General features: G+C 40.6%; 21 protein-coding genes and 2 tRNA genes. 1 reads left to right on the top strand and 22 read right to left on the bottom strand.

Annotated elements, in window-relative coordinates:
- Window positions 1–132: 132 nt before the first annotated feature.
- A complete protein-coding gene (locus tag FFM63_RS01920) occupies window positions 133–741 on the top strand; it encodes a TetR/AcrR family transcriptional regulator (protein ID WP_137608656.1) in 609 nt (202 codons plus the stop codon).
- 159 nt (window positions 742–900) lie between these two features.
- Here the strand turns inward: FFM63_RS01920 and FFM63_RS09770 are convergent, their stop codons facing one another.
- The 22 genes from FFM63_RS09770 to atpB all read right to left on the bottom strand — a co-directional run bounded on the left by FFM63_RS09770 (window position 901) and on the right by atpB (window position 16340).
- On the bottom strand, window positions 901–1071 hold the full coding sequence (locus tag FFM63_RS09770; protein WP_171000178.1) for a hypothetical protein: 171 nt from the start codon (window positions 1069–1071) through the stop codon (window positions 901–903).
- Window positions 1072–1285: 214 nt separating this feature from the next.
- Window positions 1286–1357: transfer RNA gene (locus FFM63_RS01915), tRNA-Gln, on the bottom strand.
- 1 nt (window position 1358) lies between these two features.
- A tRNA-Tyr gene (locus FFM63_RS01910) sits at window positions 1359–1442 on the bottom strand.
- 82 nt (window positions 1443–1524) lie between these two features.
- Window positions 1525–1755: a DUF2969 family protein gene (locus FFM63_RS01905; RefSeq protein ID WP_137608655.1), complete on the bottom strand. Its 231-nt coding sequence runs from the start codon at window positions 1753–1755 to the stop codon at window positions 1525–1527.
- 77 nt (window positions 1756–1832) lie between these two features.
- Entirely contained in the window at window positions 1833–2477 is a 645-nt protein-coding gene (locus FFM63_RS01900) for a CBS and ACT domain-containing protein (protein WP_137608654.1), read from the bottom strand.
- A 3-nt stretch (window positions 2478–2480) separates the two neighbouring features.
- Window positions 2481–3182 carry an ABC transporter ATP-binding protein gene (locus tag FFM63_RS01895; protein WP_137608653.1) on the bottom strand — a complete coding sequence of 234 codons (702 nt, stop codon included), beginning with the start codon at window positions 3180–3182 and terminating at the stop codon, window positions 2481–2483.
- Window positions 3182–3958, bottom strand: a complete 777-nt coding sequence (locus tag FFM63_RS01890; RefSeq protein WP_137608652.1) for an ABC transporter ATP-binding protein — start codon at window positions 3956–3958, stop codon at window positions 3182–3184. The genes FFM63_RS01895 and FFM63_RS01890 overlap by 1 nt, the downstream gene beginning before the upstream one ends.
- On the bottom strand, window positions 3939–4913 hold the full coding sequence (locus FFM63_RS01885; protein WP_137608651.1) for a branched-chain amino acid ABC transporter permease: 975 nt from the start codon (window positions 4911–4913) through the stop codon (window positions 3939–3941). Before FFM63_RS01885 ends, FFM63_RS01890 begins: the two co-directional genes overlap by 20 nt.
- A 9-nt stretch (window positions 4914–4922) precedes the next feature.
- Entirely contained in the window at window positions 4923–5801 is an 879-nt protein-coding gene (locus FFM63_RS01880) for a branched-chain amino acid ABC transporter permease (protein WP_137608650.1), read from the bottom strand.
- 116 nt (window positions 5802–5917) lie between these two features.
- Window positions 5918–7081 (bottom strand): ABC transporter substrate-binding protein, encoded by a 1164-nt coding sequence (locus FFM63_RS01875; protein ID WP_137608649.1) that lies wholly within the window; start codon window positions 7079–7081, stop codon window positions 5918–5920.
- Between the two features lie 299 nt (window positions 7082–7380).
- Complete coding sequence (gene yidD / locus FFM63_RS01870) at window positions 7381–7677, bottom strand: membrane protein insertion efficiency factor YidD (RefSeq protein WP_137608648.1); 297 nt, start codon at window positions 7675–7677, stop codon at window positions 7381–7383.
- Window positions 7678–7799: 122 nt separating this feature from the next.
- Window positions 7800–7976: a DNA-directed RNA polymerase subunit beta gene (locus FFM63_RS01865; RefSeq protein ID WP_137608647.1), complete on the bottom strand. Its 177-nt coding sequence runs from the start codon at window positions 7974–7976 to the stop codon at window positions 7800–7802.
- Between the two features lie 11 nt (window positions 7977–7987).
- Window positions 7988–9289, bottom strand: coding sequence for a UDP-N-acetylglucosamine 1-carboxyvinyltransferase (murA, locus tag FFM63_RS01860; RefSeq protein ID WP_137608646.1), 1302 nt, complete (start codon window positions 9287–9289; stop codon window positions 7988–7990).
- A gap of 45 nt (window positions 9290–9334) precedes the next feature.
- Window positions 9335–9568 carry a DUF1146 family protein gene (locus FFM63_RS01855; RefSeq protein ID WP_137608645.1) on the bottom strand — a complete coding sequence of 78 codons (234 nt, stop codon included), beginning with the start codon at window positions 9566–9568 and terminating at the stop codon, window positions 9335–9337.
- Window positions 9569–9892: 324 nt separating this feature from the next.
- Complete coding sequence (locus FFM63_RS01850) at window positions 9893–10327, bottom strand: F0F1 ATP synthase subunit epsilon (RefSeq protein WP_137608644.1); 435 nt, start codon at window positions 10325–10327, stop codon at window positions 9893–9895.
- A gap of 13 nt (window positions 10328–10340) precedes the next feature.
- Complete coding sequence (gene atpD / locus FFM63_RS01845) at window positions 10341–11741, bottom strand: F0F1 ATP synthase subunit beta (protein ID WP_137608643.1); 1401 nt, start codon at window positions 11739–11741, stop codon at window positions 10341–10343.
- A 22-nt stretch (window positions 11742–11763) separates the two neighbouring features.
- Window positions 11764–12669 carry a F0F1 ATP synthase subunit gamma gene (locus FFM63_RS01840; protein ID WP_137608642.1) on the bottom strand — a complete coding sequence of 302 codons (906 nt, stop codon included), beginning with the start codon at window positions 12667–12669 and terminating at the stop codon, window positions 11764–11766.
- Window positions 12670–12684: 15 nt separating this feature from the next.
- On the bottom strand, window positions 12685–14211 hold the full coding sequence (gene atpA / locus FFM63_RS01835; protein WP_137608641.1) for a F0F1 ATP synthase subunit alpha: 1527 nt from the start codon (window positions 14209–14211) through the stop codon (window positions 12685–12687).
- Between the two features lie 19 nt (window positions 14212–14230).
- Window positions 14231–14776 (bottom strand): ATP synthase F1 subunit delta, encoded by a 546-nt coding sequence (atpH, locus tag FFM63_RS01830; protein WP_137608640.1) that lies wholly within the window; start codon window positions 14774–14776, stop codon window positions 14231–14233.
- Window positions 14766–15287 carry a F0F1 ATP synthase subunit B gene (atpF, locus tag FFM63_RS01825; protein ID WP_137608639.1) on the bottom strand — a complete coding sequence of 174 codons (522 nt, stop codon included), beginning with the start codon at window positions 15285–15287 and terminating at the stop codon, window positions 14766–14768. The genes atpH and atpF overlap by 11 nt, the downstream gene beginning before the upstream one ends.
- Before the next feature lie 90 nt (window positions 15288–15377).
- Complete coding sequence (gene atpE / locus FFM63_RS01820; RefSeq protein ID WP_010746753.1) at window positions 15378–15593, bottom strand: ATP synthase F0 subunit C; 216 nt, start codon at window positions 15591–15593, stop codon at window positions 15378–15380.
- Window positions 15594–15626: 33 nt separating this feature from the next.
- On the bottom strand, window positions 15627–16340 hold the full coding sequence (gene atpB / locus FFM63_RS01815; RefSeq protein ID WP_137608638.1) for a F0F1 ATP synthase subunit A: 714 nt from the start codon (window positions 16338–16340) through the stop codon (window positions 15627–15629).
- Between the last annotated feature and the right edge of the window lie 215 nt (window positions 16341–16555).

Raw genomic sequence — 16555 nt, 5'->3', positions numbered from 1 at the left:
TACAAAGTGTTTGTTATACTACTCACGTATATTCTAAAAACATTTCGAACGTTATGCAATACTCAAAACTATTTCATTCGTGTGATAAGCAACAATCCAGCAAACTCTGTTGAGAAACGAAAGGATTTTATTATGCCTAAAAAAATTGACCTTCGAGTTAAACGAACTAACAAAATGATTATGGAAGCTTTTATTCATTTAGTAGAAGTAAAAGGGTTCGACAATATCACCGTACAAGAAATCGCCGATGAAGCAATGATCAATCGCGCAACGTTTTATGCTCACTACAAAGATAAACAAGATCTCTATGATTTTATTTTCAAACAAGCCATCGACGCTTTTGCCTCGGTTCTTGATCCTGATCAGATCGTCCAAGGAAATCGGCTAAAAGTCCGCAAGATCGAAATGGTGCTAAAAAATATTTATGAACAGATCCAAGCAAATCGGAAATTCTTTTTGACGGTCTTGGATGCTTCAGGCAACGAAATTCTCCGCAAAAAAATCGCGGAAATTTTAAATGAAAAATATTCCCATATCTTTAATCGGTTAAAAATCACCGAAAATGACATCGAAGTGCCGTTGGATTTTATCATTGAATACATGACTTCGATATTTATTGGGACCTTGCATTGGTGGATCACTAGCGACACGACCATGAGCGCCGACAGCCTCGCTAAATTAGTCATCAAATTAGTCGGCAACGGTCATCTGACCATTTTAGGAATCGAGATCGATCATTAAAAAAGAAAGAGGTATGACAAAAATCTTGTCACACCTCTTTTCCGAATAAACAGAAATAGCTTCTTCGGAAACACATCGAAATTCCAAAAAAATTGAGAAACAATTTTAGGAAATCCCTTTTCATTTCTTAAAGCTGACTACTTCTGTCACGACCTCTTCTTAATGATTTCTTGCTTTCCATTTGATCGTATGGCGGGTTGGACGAATCGTGCGCACACGCGGCGCTTGTCCTTTTTCTTTAGTCACTTCTAATGAATTATCTTTGATCGTGCTGTAGGCTTTTACCACAGTATCGGTCAACCGCTCTTTAACTTCCTCAAATTTATTCATCGTTCCAAGCTCCTTTCTCCTATTATCATAGCTTCATCTTAAATGTAGCGTATATTTTAACAGGCATCAAGCAAGAGAACTTCTTCGGTAAAAGAGAGACACTGAATGATCGATTATTTATTCATAAAAATTAAATCTGTTTCGTTGACCTTGCTAAAAGTTTGTTATCTAAACGCACAAAAAAAGCGAGTTGCAAAAGCAACTCGCTGAACAACTGGGGTAGCTGGATTCGAACCAACGCATGAGGGAGTCAAAGTCCCTTGCCTTACCGCTTGGCTATACCCCAATGGTGGAGGAGAGTGGATTCGAACCACTGAACCCTAAGGAACGGATTTACAGTCCGTCGCGTTTAGCCACTTCGCTACTCCTCCAGCTAGGTTTTTTTATTATTTAAAAACCCGACTCAGTTATAATACCTAATCTTTAAAAAAAATGCAAGTACTTTTCTAAAAATTATTCGTGTAAATTCCAGTTGCGGATCAAAGCCTCGATCCCATCGTCCAAAGACTTATAATTGCCAAGTAAACGCCCGTCATTATAGGCTTGGAAATTTTTATTATCAGGAATAATTTCACCAATAATTTTTTTACCGATCACTAATTGAGAGACCGTTTGCTCTTTTCCGTCGATTTGGCGTGCTTCTTCTTTGATTTGGACTTGAATATCTTTGTTCTTTTTAGACATATGATTCCCCTCCGTCCTAAATATTTTAGCATATAACAAAAGAAAAGAACAACTGATCACTCAGTCGTCCTTTTCAGCTAAGGCTGTGTAACTGCTGCCCGTAAAACTTCATACCCATTATCAGTCAGAAGCTGTTTGATTTTCTCCGTCTCTTTGCTGGCTAATTGGATCTCTAAAATCGTTGCGTTTGATTGATGATCAACAATAACCGTCAAAATACTGAAGTCATGATCAGCTAACACTTTGGCAACTCTGGCAAGCACGCCTTTTTTGTCTTCCAAAATTTTTAATTGGACACGTGTGCCGCCTTCATAATAACCAGTCAATTTCAAGAACGCATCGAAAATATCATTGTTGGTGATGATCCCCACTAATTTATCGCCTGCTAGTACAGGTAAAACATTGATCTTATTTTGCCGCATCAAATAGATCCCGTCTTCCAATTCTGCATCTGGAGCAATCGTTTTGACCTCTGTGATCATCACGTCGGCTACGACCGTTTTATTCAATAAATAATTGACCTCGTAAACACTTAAACTCGTCGCTTTTGAAGGGAGCGCTTCTTGGATCGTTCCTTCAGTGATTAGTCCAACCAATTGATCGTTGGCGATCACCGGCAAGCGGTGGATGTCATATTTTTTCATTAAATCAACTGCATCAAATATTTTTGTCTCAGGTGTGACGGTTACTAAATTTTCTGTCATAAAATCTTTTACACTCATTTTTTACCCTCCTAGATAAGCTTTCTTGACTTCTTCACTTTCTAGCAATTCTTGACCTGTTCCTGACAAGACGACTTTGCCGGTCTCCAAAACATAGCCGCGATCCGCAATCGATAAAGCCATCTTGGCATTTTGTTCGATCAATAAAACCGTCGTCCCTTGTTTTTGAATCTCTTGGATGATATTAAAAATTTCTTGAATGAAGATCGGTGCTAGTCCCATCGATGGCTCGTCCAGCAGCAACAAACGCGGTTTAGACATCAATGCGCGTCCCATTGCCAACATCTGTTGTTCTCCGCCGGAAAGTGTCGAAGCATCTTGGTTCAACCGTTCTTTCAAGATCGGAAATTTTTCATAAATATGATCATAATCTTTTTGCATCTCGCTGTCTTTTCGTAAATATGCACCCATCTCCAAATTTTCTAAGACGGTCAAGCCTGAAAATACATGGCGGCCTTCTGGAACTTGAGAGATCCCTTGGGCAACGATTTTTCTAGGTGCTTTCTTTTGAATCTGCGTACCTTCAAAAGTGATCGTGCCTTTAGATGGGTGATTCAAACCTGAGATTGTCCGCAAAATCGTCGTTTTCCCCGCACCATTTGCTCCGATCAAAGATACGATTTCGCCTTGCTTGACTTCAAAGCTGACATCTCGCACCGCTTGGATCATTCCGTAATGAACCGAAAGATTTTCAATTTTCAGCATTATAGATCACCTCCAAGATAGGCTTTGATAACTTCTGGATTATTTTTGATTTCCTCTGGAACACCTTCAGCCAAAATACGTCCATACTCCAGCACATAGATTCGTTCACAGACATCCATGACCAAACTCATATCGTGTTCGATCAACAAGATCGTGATTTTAAATTCTGCTTGAATTTTTCGAATCAACAACGTTAACTCCGCTGTCTCTTGCGGATTCATCCCAGCAGCTGGTTCGTCTAAGAAAAGGATCTTCGGCTTTGTCGCCAGCGCCCGCACGATTTCTAACCGACGTTGTTCCCCATAAGGCAAGTTCCGGGCTAAATGCTCTGCTTTATCTTGTAAATCAAAAATAGTTAATAGTTTCAGTGCTTCATTTTTTAAATGTTCTTCTTTGTTATAAAAAGCCGGTAAACGCAAAACACTGGTGAAGAAGCTTTCTTTGTTCTTACTGTTCATCGCGATCAAGACATTATCTAAAACTGTTAAATCTTTGAACAAGCGAATATTCTGAAAGGTTCGGCTCAAACCAAGATCTGCAATCTCATAAGGTTTTTGACCATTTAACCGATGATCTTTTCCATCGACTTTTAATAAGACATCCCCTTCACTTGGCTCGTATACGCCAGTGATCAGATTGAACAGCGTCGTTTTCCCCGCACCATTTGGACCGATCAAACCGACTAATTGATTTTCTTCTAATGCGATATTGACATTGGAGACCGCCGCCAAACCACCAAAGTTTTTGGTTAATTCTTTAATTTCCAACAGAGGCATTCTGGTCATCTCCTTTTTTGAACTTATCGATTATTTTTTTCACAGACAATTCTTTCGTGCCTAACAATCCGCCTGGCTTGAAGATCATTAAAATGATCAATGCCAACGCATAAATGATCATCCGCAATGTTCCGAAGTCTTGCAGATACATATTGATGATTCCTAATAAAATCGCCGCGATAAAAGTCCCTGTGACACTTCCGATCCCGCCTAGTACGACTAAGATCAAGATATCCACCGACTTAGTAAACGCAAAGTCTTTTGGTGCAATGGATTGTAAATAGCCCGCATAAAGCGAACCAGCAATACTAGCCGTCATTGCCCCGAATGCAAAAGCGATCACTTTATATTTGGTCGTATTTACGCCCATCGCTTCTGCTGCGATCTCATCTTCGCGGATCGCCATCGTCGCACGACCAGCACCGGAACGAATATAGTTCACGATAAATAGTGTGGTGATCGCCATAAAACCGTAAACCATTTGCCAATCAACAAATGGCTCGATCCCAAACAAACCAGAAGGACCGTTGGTGATATCTTTAAAATTGATCAATAAGATCCGAATGATCTCCGCGACACCTAAAGTTGCAATGGCTAAGTAATCTCCGCTTAACCGTAACGTTGGGATACCTACTGCTACAGCAACGATCCCTGCCAAGATGACACCTACAGCCATCCCTAAGAAAAAGCCACCGTAAGTCGGCGTATTCATTGAGATCAAAGCCGCCGCATACGCACCGATCGCCATAAACCCGGCATGCCCTAAAGAAAATTGTCCAGAAAATCCAATGATCAAATTCAAGCCGACTGCTAAAATGACATTTATCCCGATTTGGACCAAAATATTATCTAAGAACAGGTTGACCAATCCGGCAGAATACGCCGCATATAGTACCGCATAGCCAATCACGATCAAAGCTAGCCAAATCAAATTGTATTTTAAATTCTTTTTCATTTGACTCACCTACACTTTCTCTTTTACATGTTTGCCTAAAATTCCGGCTGGACGAACTAATAAGATCAAAATCAAAACGATGTAAACTACCGCATCTTTGAAATCCGAGAAACCTAAGGCAGTAGTCAAGGTTTCAATCAAGCCGATGACAAAACCACCGATTGCCGCACCAGGAATGATCCCGATTCCGCCTAAAACTGCCGCGATAAATGATTTCAGTCCGGGAATATAGCCCATCATTGGATCGATCGAATTGTAATACAGCCCGATCATCATCCCGCCAGCAGCGGCTAATGCAGAACCTAATGCAAACGTAAATGAAATCGTCCGATTGACATCGATCCCCATCAACTGTGCCGCATCAGTATCGACACTCACTGCACGCATTGCTTTTCCCATTTTGGTTTTTTGTACAATGATGTTTAACGCAATCATCAAGAATAATGACAGTCCTAAAATCAATAACTGAATATTTGAAACACTCAAAAAACCAAATTTGAAGACTTGCAATTTAATGACTTGCGGAAATGGTCTTGTCGTTGAACTGAAAAAATAGATCATGATATTTTGTAATAGATACGAAACACCAATTGCCGTGATCAAAGCTGCGATTCGGGTTGAATTTCTTAATGGACGATAAGCTAGAAATTCGATGACAACTCCTAATACTGCACTGCCCGCCATTGATAAAACCAATGCTGGAAAGAATCCCATATTAAATTGGTTGATCAAAAAGTAGCCGATGAAAGACCCGATCATATAGATCTCACCATGAGCAAAGTTAATCAATTTGATGATCCCATATACCATGGTATAACCTAGCGCCATCAGTGCATAAACACTACCTAGGAAAAGTCCGTTAACAATTTGCTGAATAAATACTTCCATTTTTATCACATCACTTTTCTAAAAAATAGAGTGGTCGATCATTTTGTGCTTTGATTCTTAAAAAGGGTGTACCAACTTCCATTGGCACACCCCCTTGCCTGCTTTATTCCGAGTAATTATGGATTTACGGTTTCAGCAGAAGATTCTTTTCCGTTCGTCAGACCAAGGACAACCGCTGATTTGACAGGATTGTGATCTTCATCTATCGAGATCTTACCGGTTACACCTTCAAAGTCTTTCAAGTTATCCAAGCCTTTTTGGATCGCCGCTGGTGTTGCTTCACCTTCGTCCTCAATTGCTTGTTTGATCATATAAACAGCATCATATGCCAAGGCATTGAATGAAGAGGGTTGTTTGCCGTATTTCTCTTCGTAAGCTTTAACAAATGGTTCAACTTTGTCTGTTGCTGGTGCTTTTGTTGAGAAGTGACCCGTATAGTAAATATTATTAACATTGCTTGCTCCTGCTGTTGCAACCAATTTTTCATCAGCAAAACCGTCAGCTCCAAGAATTGGTTGGTCAATTCCCATTTCACGTGCTTGCTTGATGATTAAGCCGGCTTCTGTGTAGTAACCAGGAAGATAGATTACATCAAAGTCTTTGTCTTTGATCTTCGTCAGCACTGCTTGGAAATCTTTATCGCCTGCAGTAAAGTTTTCTTCTGCGACAATGTCGCCTTTATAAGTCTTTTTGAAGGCTTTTGTTAATCCGATTGCGTAATCACTTGAGTTGTCCCCAAGAATGACAGCTTTATCGGCTTTCAAATTTTCTTCTGCATATTTTGCCAACACGATCCCTTGGAAACTATCTTGGAAACATGCACGGAAAATATAATCTTGAACTTTTCCTTTTTGAACAGTGATTGCATCATCTGTTCCAGAAGGTGTTACTGCCGGTACTTTCGCTTTTGTTAAGTTCGGCAATGTTGCTTTTGTTGCACCTGATGTTGCTGGACCAACGATTGCAACTACTTCATCTTTCGTCGTCAAGTTCGCTGCGACAGATGCAGCTTCATTGTTATCTGATTTATTATCTTTTGAAATATACTCGATTTTCTTTCCGTCGATCCCGCCATCTTTATTAATTTGTTCGACGGCTAATTTGGCGCCATCATTTTCTACTTCCCCATAAGCTGCAGTGGCACCTGACAACTCAAAGTTCCCCCCGATTTTGATGGTCTTGGCATCTTCGCCACCACTGCTATCATTAGCTTTAGGTGAACCACATGCACCAAATAAAAATAAACCGGCTGCTAAAACCGCGACTGTTCTCTTCTTCATTCTGTTACCCCCTAATAAAATGATGATAATCTGTTAAGATATTAAAGAATATAAAGCAAAAAACTCTCACTGTCAATTAAATTATCTGAATATTTTAATAATTCTGTATTATCAAACAATTATTAGCGCTTACATCAAGAAAATCTATTAGATAACTAAAAAAAATCTCTCTAACCGATAAACAGTCAAAGAGATAATTTTAAAATAACTAAAGTTTTTAATGCTGAATTTTTTGAACCTTTGAATAAGCACCAAAAAGGAACTTCTCTAGACACGAATCGACCTCTAAGATAGGTCTTTTAATTGTTTGTTCCCTGTTTCAACTGCGGGTACTCAGGTTCTTCATGATCGACTAAATTTTTTCGCAATGAAAATTTTACCGGTACATAATCTAATCCAGCTTTTGCCAGAGGATGGCAGCGCAAAATCCGGGAAATCCCCATCAAGAATCCTTTAAGTGCCCCGTGAACTTGGATCGCTTTGATCATATAACTGGAACAGGTAGGATAATAACGGCATGAAGGCGGCGTCAACGGTGAGATGAAGCGCTGATACCCGCGAACGAATAAAATCAATCCTTTACTTAAAACATTCATTTTCACACCTCGAAACTGATTTCTTTGTTACTGACTAATCCAGTAAATAAAATTGGTAAAAAAGAGATCACACCAAAATGGGCGATCTCTTTATCGATCTGTTTAACTTCTGACGTATCGAACTAATGGATAAATTCCAAAATATGCCGCCAAACGTCCGGTAATAATACTTTAAAAGGATTTCCGCCACCCATTACACCATAACCAATCATACTGCCGATGATGAACAAAAGAATACCAGCTAGTAAAATTGCTACGATCCGAATCAAGTTGCGTAAGATATGTTCACCAGAACTCATAAATCTACTCCTTAAGCTAAGACAGTTGCAGCGTCCGCTGCTTTCTTGCTATCGCTGTCCATACGCTCTACGTCTGCACCTAATTGTTGAAGTTTTGCATGGAATTGATAGTAGCCACGGTCCAAATATTTCAAGTTGCGTACACGCGTCATTCCTTTTGCACGTAAGCCAGCTAGTACTAGCGCAGCTGCGGCACGTAAATCAGTCGCATAAACTTCTGCTCCTTGTAATTCAGAACCGCCTTTGATCAAAGCAACATTGTTGTCGATCTTGACTTGGGCATTCATTCTGCGCATTTCTTCTAAATGTTGGAAACGGTTCTCAAAAACAGTTTCAGTCGTTGTGCTGACGCCTTCTGCAACTAATTGAATAGCCGTCATTTGTGCTTGCATATCTGTTGGGAAACCTGGATGAGGCATTGTTTTGATATCGGTAGCTTTTAATACTTTGGGACCGATCACTCGCAAGCCGTCATTTTCTTCAGTAATCTTAACACCCATTTCAATCAATTTTGAAATCAATGGACGATTGTGTTCAGGGATTGCACCATCGATCAAAACATTTCCTTCATTCATTGCAGCAGCAACCATAAATGTTCCGGCTTCAATGCGATCTTGAACGATTGGGTGAGAAACAGCATGCAGATGAGTAACGCCTTCGATACGCATCGTTTCTGTACCAGCACCATGGATGTTAGCGCCCATTTTATTCAAAAAGTTAGCTAAATCAACAATTTCAGGTTCGCGAGCAACGTTTTCAATCACTGTTGTCCCTTTTGCTTTCACAGCAGCCATCATAATATTTTGGGTCGCACCGACACTTGGGAAATCCAAGTAGATTGTATCGCCGACTAATTCATCAGCAATCGCTTCGATGTAGCCATTTTTTTGGATGATTTTCGCGCCTAAAGCTTGAAATCCTTTTAGATGCAAATCAATTGGACGTTTGCCGATTGCGCAGCCGCCCGGCATCGCAACTTTTGCATGACCATTTCGAGCCAATAATGGGCCCATTACAACGATTGATGCCCGCATCTTGCTTACGTACTCATAAGGAGCTTCCACATTCAATTGACGCGTAGCATCTACAGTAATTTCTTTACTTTCTTCGTTAAATTCAACATCTGTGTTCAAATAACGAATCACTTGATTCATGGTAAAAACATCAGATAAGATTGGAACATTGCTTAGCGTTGATGTTCCTTCTTCAGCTAATAAAGTTGCAGCCAAAATTGGCAGTACAGCATTTTTTGCTCCTTCAATATGTACCGTTCCTTTTAATTGTTTGCCACCACGAACGATGATTTCTTCCATTGTATTCCCTCCAAAAAAGCTAATCGATTTTCTCGTCTATGTACCTTAATTAAATGTCAAAAATATATTTTTGCTCAAAAGAATGATTTCTAAGAAAAACGTACTGCAAATAAAACCTATGACGATCGCCAGCATTAGAATCGCAACACGAACTTGCGCTTCTTTAAATGCTTTGAATAGATTTTCGACCCGCAATGATCTCAAAGCCCAAAAAGCTAAATAAATAAAAGAAAAATGCGAGATGATCCTAACGATTGCATCAATTCCAAACACTTGCATAAGTCGTTTCCTTTCAAAAAAAATCAACATTTGGATTATATCACAGATTCATACAAAGAAGAACACATTGTGCACGTAAAGAACTGTACAGAAACTTTTAAAAAACTTAATTTTTATTTCTTATTCCAAAAAAGTTTTTTGATTGTCTGAATTCTTTGAGTACTTTTCCCATTTTTATTGATGAATTGATAATAAAAACAAAGTATTGATTGCAGCCCACAACTAAGAAAAATCGTCTTCCTATCATAAAAAGGCTGTGTCAAACAGACACAACCTTTTTAGCAACTACACAGCAGACCAGAAAAAATTCTGCTAAAACTGTGTTTAACGATGTTTTGAAACTTTGATACGATTCATTGCACGATGCAAAGCAACTTCGGCACGACTTAATTGGTCAGTGTCTTGTTTTTCACGCGCTTCTTGAATCCGTGCTTCTGCACGCTGTTTTGCTCTTTCGGCACGCGAGACATCGATATCGCGTTCACGTTCAGCTGTATCGGCAATGATCGTCAACACATTGTCTCGGACTTCCATGATCCCGCCATTGACTGCAATCCAGTCGACATGGGTATCTTGATCCGTTCGACGAATACGAACTTCATCTATTACGAGAGGCGCAATAATCGGCGCATGGTCCGGTAAAATACCGATTTCACCAGCAACGGTTTTTGCAACGACGATCGTTGCGCTATGATCATAGACGTTACCATCTGGAGTAACAACGTTCACTTGCAGAACTTTGTTTTTTTCTTGTTCCATCGGGCACCTCTTTCTAGTAGCCTAAAGTTTTCGCTTTTTCTACTACGTCTTCGATCGTACCTACGCTGCGGAATGCTTCTTCGGGAAGGTCATCGTATTTGCCTTCAAGAATTTCTTTAAAGCCTTCAACAGTTTTTTCAACAGGGACATATGAACCAGGTAGACCAGTAAATTGTTCCGCTACGTTAAAGTTTTGCGACAAGAAGAATTGGATCCGACGAGCACGAGAAACGATTATTTTTTCTTGGTCAGACAATTCGTCCATCCCCAAAATAGCGATGATATCTTGTAATTCGCGGTAACGTTGCAATACACGTTGAACTTCTGTTGCTACACGATAATGTTCTTCACCAACAATTTCAGGTGCTAAAGCACTTGATGATGATGCTAATGGATCAACGGCTGGGTAGATCCCTTGTTCCGTCAACTTACGCTCTAAGTTAGTTGTTGCATCTAAATGGGCGAAGGCAGTTGCTGGTGCCGGGTCAGTATAGTCATCGGCTGGTACATAGATTGCTTGGATCGAAGTAATCGATCCTTTTTTCGTTGAAGTAATCCGTTCTTGTAATTGACCCATTTCAGTTGCCAAGGTTGGTTGATAACCCACGGCTGAAGGCATCCGACCTAGTAAGGCAGAAACTTCTGATCCAGCTTGAGTGAACCGGAAAATGTTGTCGATAAACAGCAACACATCTTGTCCTTCTTCATCACGAAAATGTTCAGCTAATGTTAAACCAGTCAAGGCAACACGCATACGCGCACCAGGCGGCTCATTCATTTGACCAAATACCATGGCTGTTTTTTCGATAACGCCAGAATCTTTCATTTCATAGTAAAGGTCGTTCCCTTCACGCGTCCGTTCACCAACACCGGTAAAGACGGAAATCCCCCCGTGTTCTTGAGCGATGTTATGAATTAATTCTTGGATCAATACGGTTTTACCAACACCGGCACCACCGAATAGTCCGACTTTCCCACCTTTTAAGTAGGGTGCTAATAAGTCGATAACTTTGATTCCTGTTTCTAAAATCTCATTACTTGTGCTAAGTTCTTCAAAAGCTGGTGCTTTTTTATGGATACCGCTTTTTTCTGCATCTTCAGGGAAAGGCGCTTCTTTATCGATCGTTTCACCTAATACGTTGAACACACGACCTAAAGTTTCTTTACCTACTGGAACAGAGATTGGTTTGCCGGTATCGACAACTTCTGTTCCGCGTTGCAAACCATCTGTGGATTCCATAGCAATCGTGCGGATAACACCATCCCCAAGTTCCAAAGCTGCTTCAAGAACGACTTTTGTTTTATCATTTTTATAAACAATCAACGCATTGTTGATGTCTGGTAAGGATTGATCTAAAGAAAATTCCACGTCGACAACGGGACCAATAACTTGAACAATCTTGCCTGAACTCATGTTTTTTCCTCCAATCTCAAAATTATTCTAATGCGGATGCCCCGCCGACAATTTCAGTAATTTCTTGGGTGATCGCTGCTTGACGAGCCCGGTTGTATGAAATCGTCAAATCAGCAATAATCGCGCTCGCATTATCAGTCGCAGTCTTCATTGCAGTCATTCCGGCGGCGTGTTCTGCCGTCTTGGCATCAACGATCGCACCGTAGATCAAACTTTCTGCATATTGCGGCAGCAGTTGATCCAAAATGGCTTCTTTTGAAGGTTCAAACAAATATTCTTCGCGATACGTTTGCGCTTCGCTTGGATCTAAATCAGAGATTGGCAGCATTTTTTCTACCCGGAACTGACTAGATAATGAATTTACGTGATGGTTGTAACATACGTACAGTTCATCGAAGACTTGATTTTCATACATGCTGGTTGTCATCGAAACGATTTTTCGTACTTCATCAAAGCTTGGCTGATCCGATAAATTGCGTAATTCATAAGCTAATTTAACGCCGCGAGCTTTGAAAAAGTCCGCTCCGGTTCCACCAATGGCTAACAAAACATATTCATCAGCAGAATCATGATCATCTTCAAGCATCGTCATCGTCTGTTTCAAAATCGAGCTGTTGTAACCGCCGACTAACCCACCGTCAGAAGTGATCACAATATAACCAGTTTTTTTGACTGGCCGATTCAACAACATGCTGTGATAATTGATGCCGCCTAATTCCCGACCCGAGTTGGCTAATTCCGTTAATTCGCTTGCGGTTAAGTGCGTCAATATTTCACGTACTCTTGAAGCATACAATTGGAATTTAGCTGAATAAGCCTCGGACTTCGTTAATTTAGATGCAGATACCATTTGCATAGCGTTGGTGATTTGACTGGTTTTCTTCGTCGATGCGATCCGTGTTTTGATTTCATTTAAGGATGCCATGATTTTTTCTCACCTCGATTATGCTTTTTCTTGGTTAGCTGCAGAAGCGTCAAAAATGTCTTTGAATTCTTGGATCGCTTCATCTAATTTATCTGTGTCCGGCAAATTCTTCGTGTCGCGGATCGTTGCAAATAAATCTGAATGATTTGTTTCTAGATATTCAAATAAGCGTGCTTCAAAATCTAAAATACTATTGACTGAAATACTATCAAGGACCCCATGAGTCAAGGCATAAAGGATCACAACTTGTTTTTCAACAGGAAGTGGATCATGCAATTTTTGTTTCAAGACTTCAACTGTTCGGCGGCCACGATTTAATTTCGCTTGTGTCGCTGCATCTAGATCTGAACCAAACTGCGTGAAGGCTTCTAATTCACGATAGCTAGCAAGGTCTAAACGAAGAGTTCCGGCAACTTTTTTCATTGCTTTGATCTGTGCGGAACCACCAACCCGTGATACAGATAAACCGGCATCAACGGCTGGACGAATCCCAGCGTAGAACAAATCATTTTCCAAGAAAATTTGTCCATCAGTGATCGAGATTACGTTGGTAGGAATATACGCAGAAATGTCTCCTGCTTGTGTTTCAACAAATGGCAAGGCCGTCAAAGAGCCGCCGCCTAATTCATCTGAAAGTTTTGCTGCACGTTCTAATAGACGTGAGTGTAAATAAAAGACATCCCCTGGGTAAGCTTCACGACCTGGCGGACGGCGCAATAGTAACGAAAGTTCACGATATGCTACGGCTTGTTTTGATAAATCATCAAAGACAACCAAGACGTGTTTGCCGTTATACATGAATTCTTCACCCATGGCTGTTCCAGCGTAAGGCGCAATAAATAATAGCGGTGCAGGTTGAGATGCTCCCGCTGTCACAACGATGGTGTAATCCATTGCCCCAAATTTGCGCAATGTTTCCACTTGTGAACGAACAGTTGATTCTTTTTGTCCAATCGCAACATAGATACAGATCATGTCTTGACCTTTTTGGTTGATGATCGTATCGATTGCGATCGAAGTTTTACCTGTTTTACGGTCGCCGATAACTAATTCACGTTGGCCGCGGCCAATTGGAACGAGCGCGTCGATCGCTTTCAAACCGGTTTGCATTGGTTCAGAAACAGATTTACGTTGCATAACGCCGGGAGCCATTGCTTCGACTGGACGGGTTTTGCTTGTTTCGATTGGACCCATGCCGTCAATTGGCTGACCTAATGGATTGACCACGCGGCCGATCATATTATCGCCAACGGGGACTTCCATGATTTTACCGGTACGTTTTACTTTATCTCCTTCACGAATGGACTCAAATTCGCCTAGAACAATAATACCGACATCATTGCTTTCTAAGTTTTGTGCCATTCCGTAAGAGCCGTTTGAAAACTCTAAAAGTTCTCCACTCATCGCGTTTTCCAAACCGTGGGCACGGGCGATTCCATCCCCAACGTAGGTGACTGTTCCGATTTCTTCAACCGACAGTTTATTATCATAATTTTGAATTTGTTCTTTGATTAAAGCACTGATTTCTTCTGCCTTGATGGCCATTCATTTCACCTCTTCTTCTCTACTTTTTACTAAGTGCTGCTCGTAGACCATTTAATTGGCTGGCGAGGCTGCCGTCGATCACTCGATGACCTGTTTCAACGATGACACCGCCGAGAATTGATTCGTCAACTAGCGGGGTTAATGTGGCCTTCTGATAGCCAAAAACATCAGCGACTTTTGATTCGAGTTCTTGTTTCTTTTCTTCAGAGAGCGGCACAGCCGTTGTGACTGTTCCGTGTGCGATTTTATTCAATGCATCGTAACGATGTTCAAATTCTTCAATCATAAAAGGCAGATCATCGCTGCGATTGTATTCAAAAACAACTAATAGAAAATTTTTGACGATCCCGTCAAAACCTCCGACAAAAGCATCCATGATCGCTTTTTTTTCAGCGCCTTCTAGACGAACGTCGGTTAAAATATTTCCTAGATCAGGAATTTCTTTACAGATTTCCCGAATCGTCAACAACTCTTGATAAACGGTATCGGCAGCTTTATTTTCGATCGCCAATTCAAACAAAGCTCGGCCATAACGTTTCCCAACAGTGTATTTATCAAGCTTCATGTTTCGTGTTACCCAGCTTGTCCATGTAGTCGTTGATCAAATCTTGATGAGCGCCTTGCGAAAGCTCTTTGCTCAAGATTTTCTCTGCGATTTGCAAGGAAAGTGTTGCTACGTCATCTTTAACAGAAATCAACGCATTTTCGCGTTCGTCTTTGATCTCAGTTTGAGCACGATCTTTTAGACGTGAGACTTCTTCTTTTGTATCATGGATGATGTTTTGACGACTTAACTCGCCACTTTCCTTTGCGTTTTTGATGATGTCCGCCGCGTCACTGCGAGAACTTGCTAACTGAGTTTCACGTTCTTTTTCCAACTCAGCTGCTTTGATCCGTGACTGTTCGGCAGAATCTAGATCATTGGCGATCTTTTCTTCACGCTTGCTTAGGATATCTTGAATAGCACCCCACGCGAATTTTTTCAATAATGCCATTAGGATCACAAAAGCTCCCGTAACGGCGATTAAATTACCGAGCGTTGTGTTGACAGTCTCAGCAATAACCAGATTCAGCATACTCGGTCTTCCTTTCTGTTCATCTTCCTCATTCGCAGACCGTCAAGCGGCCCGCAGACTTTTTAAGTCTCAACAAAAAAGCGTCGATTATTAACCTTGGAAAACCATCAACATGCCTAGTACCACACCTAGAATTGGCACAGCTTCGATCAAACCAACACCAATAAACATTGTTGAACGAATTTGACCTGACATTTCTGGTTGACGCGCCATTGATTCAATTGCTTTTGAAATTACTTGTCCGTTACCATAACCAGCCCCAATTGCGGCTCCCATGATTGCGATTCCTGCACCGATAAAGTTCATAATAAATTTCCTCCTAAAAGTATGTTAATTTTTTTATTCTACCTCGATTTTATGACTGATATAAACCATAGATAGAGTAGTGAAAACAAATGCTTGGATACTACCGATAAATAATGAGAATGCGATCCAAATCATCTCAAGCGGGATCGCGAATGGCAATGTCCACCATCCAGAGCTTGTCACCATGCTGGCAATCAGTGAAAGCAATACTTCACCAGCAAAAATGTTCCCGTAAAGACGTAAGCCTAACGTGATAACATTCGTAAACTCTTCCATCAACTTAATAGGAAATAATCCTGAAGGTGTGAAGAAAGAATTTTTGATGTAGCCGCCTAAGCCTAATTTCTCCGATCCTAGATAATTCGCTAAGACCAATACGAGTAATGCCAATCCCATCGTTACAAATGGGTCAGCCGTCGGACTTTTCCAATAAGTCACTTCATTGCCACTGACAATCTTTGTGACCAATCCGATTTGGTTTGCTACAAAAATAAATAAGAACAACGTAAATGAGAACAAACTAAAATTTCTGACTTCTTTACGAGGCATGTTGTCGCCAACAATGTTCGTAGTAAAATCAATCACCCACTCAATTGCGTTTTGCTTTCCTTTGGGCTTCAATGATAAGTTGCGTGTAAATGTATAGACAATAAGAAATACGATCACACATGTTACAAGAATCATTGTCGTAACTGTACCATCAAACCATATGGGACCAATATGGAAAACCCAAGATTTTTCATCCAATCTAGTTCACCTCTCTTCCCAGCGACTCGCGTCAGCTCGTGCCTGCTTAGCGCTGCTCCTCAAAATACTATCGTATGTTACCACCAGAAAAAGAAAATTTCAAAGAATTTTCTTAAAATTTTTCCGCCTAACTCAGATTATTTTTTAGATCGTTATTTTATTTCAACCAAAACGGCTTTAACAGCCCTTTTTGCCCGAAAATAAAGCGGGACGAA

The organism is Enterococcus pingfangensis, from assembly GCF_005405205.1.
GTDB lineage: Bacteria > Bacillota > Bacilli > Lactobacillales > Enterococcaceae > Enterococcus_A > Enterococcus_A pingfangensis.
This window is presented reverse-complemented; position numbering and strand designations above follow the sequence as displayed.

Bases quoted from the DNA above. Each gene is read 5' to 3' on its own strand.
- FFM63_RS01920 (WP_137608656.1), top strand. From the start codon at position 133: ATGCCTAAAAAAATTGACCTTCGAGTTAAACGAACTAACAAAATGATT.
- FFM63_RS09770 (WP_171000178.1), bottom strand. From the start codon at position 1,071: ATGAATAAATTTGAGGAAGTTAAAGAGCGGTTGACCGATACTGTGGTA.
- FFM63_RS01905 (WP_137608655.1), bottom strand. From the start codon at position 1,755: ATGTCTAAAAAGAACAAAGATATTCAAGTCCAAATCAAAGAAGAAGCA.
- FFM63_RS01900 (WP_137608654.1), bottom strand. From the start codon at position 2,477: ATGAGTGTAAAAGATTTTATGACAGAAAATTTAGTAACCGTCACACCT.
- FFM63_RS01895 (WP_137608653.1), bottom strand. From the start codon at position 3,182: ATGCTGAAAATTGAAAATCTTTCGGTTCATTACGGAATGATCCAAGCG.
- FFM63_RS01890 (WP_137608652.1), bottom strand. From the start codon at position 3,958: ATGCCTCTGTTGGAAATTAAAGAATTAACCAAAAACTTTGGTGGTTTG.
- FFM63_RS01885 (WP_137608651.1), bottom strand. From the start codon at position 4,913: ATGAAAAAGAATTTAAAATACAATTTGATTTGGCTAGCTTTGATCGTG.
- FFM63_RS01880 (WP_137608650.1), bottom strand. From the start codon at position 5,801: ATGGAAGTATTTATTCAGCAAATTGTTAACGGACTTTTCCTAGGTAGT.
- FFM63_RS01875 (WP_137608649.1), bottom strand. From the start codon at position 7,081: ATGAAGAAGAGAACAGTCGCGGTTTTAGCAGCCGGTTTATTTTTATTT.
- yidD (WP_137608648.1), bottom strand. From the start codon at position 7,677: ATGAATGTTTTAAGTAAAGGATTGATTTTATTCGTTCGCGGGTATCAG.
- FFM63_RS01865 (WP_137608647.1), bottom strand. From the start codon at position 7,976: ATGAGTTCTGGTGAACATATCTTACGCAACTTGATTCGGATCGTAGCA.
- murA (WP_137608646.1), bottom strand. From the start codon at position 9,289: ATGGAAGAAATCATCGTTCGTGGTGGCAAACAATTAAAAGGAACGGTA.
- FFM63_RS01855 (WP_137608645.1), bottom strand. From the start codon at position 9,568: ATGCAAGTGTTTGGAATTGATGCAATCGTTAGGATCATCTCGCATTTT.
- FFM63_RS01850 (WP_137608644.1), bottom strand. From the start codon at position 10,327: ATGGAACAAGAAAAAAACAAAGTTCTGCAAGTGAACGTTGTTACTCCA.
- atpD (WP_137608643.1), bottom strand. From the start codon at position 11,741: ATGAGTTCAGGCAAGATTGTTCAAGTTATTGGTCCCGTTGTCGACGTG.
- atpA (WP_137608641.1), bottom strand. From the start codon at position 14,211: ATGGCCATCAAGGCAGAAGAAATCAGTGCTTTAATCAAAGAACAAATT.
- atpH (WP_137608640.1), bottom strand. From the start codon at position 14,776: ATGAAGCTTGATAAATACACTGTTGGGAAACGTTATGGCCGAGCTTTG.
- atpF (WP_137608639.1), bottom strand. From the start codon at position 15,287: ATGCTGAATCTGGTTATTGCTGAGACTGTCAACACAACGCTCGGTAAT.
- atpE (WP_010746753.1), bottom strand. From the start codon at position 15,593: ATGAACTTTATCGGTGCAGGAATCGCAATCATGGGAGCCGCAATTGGG.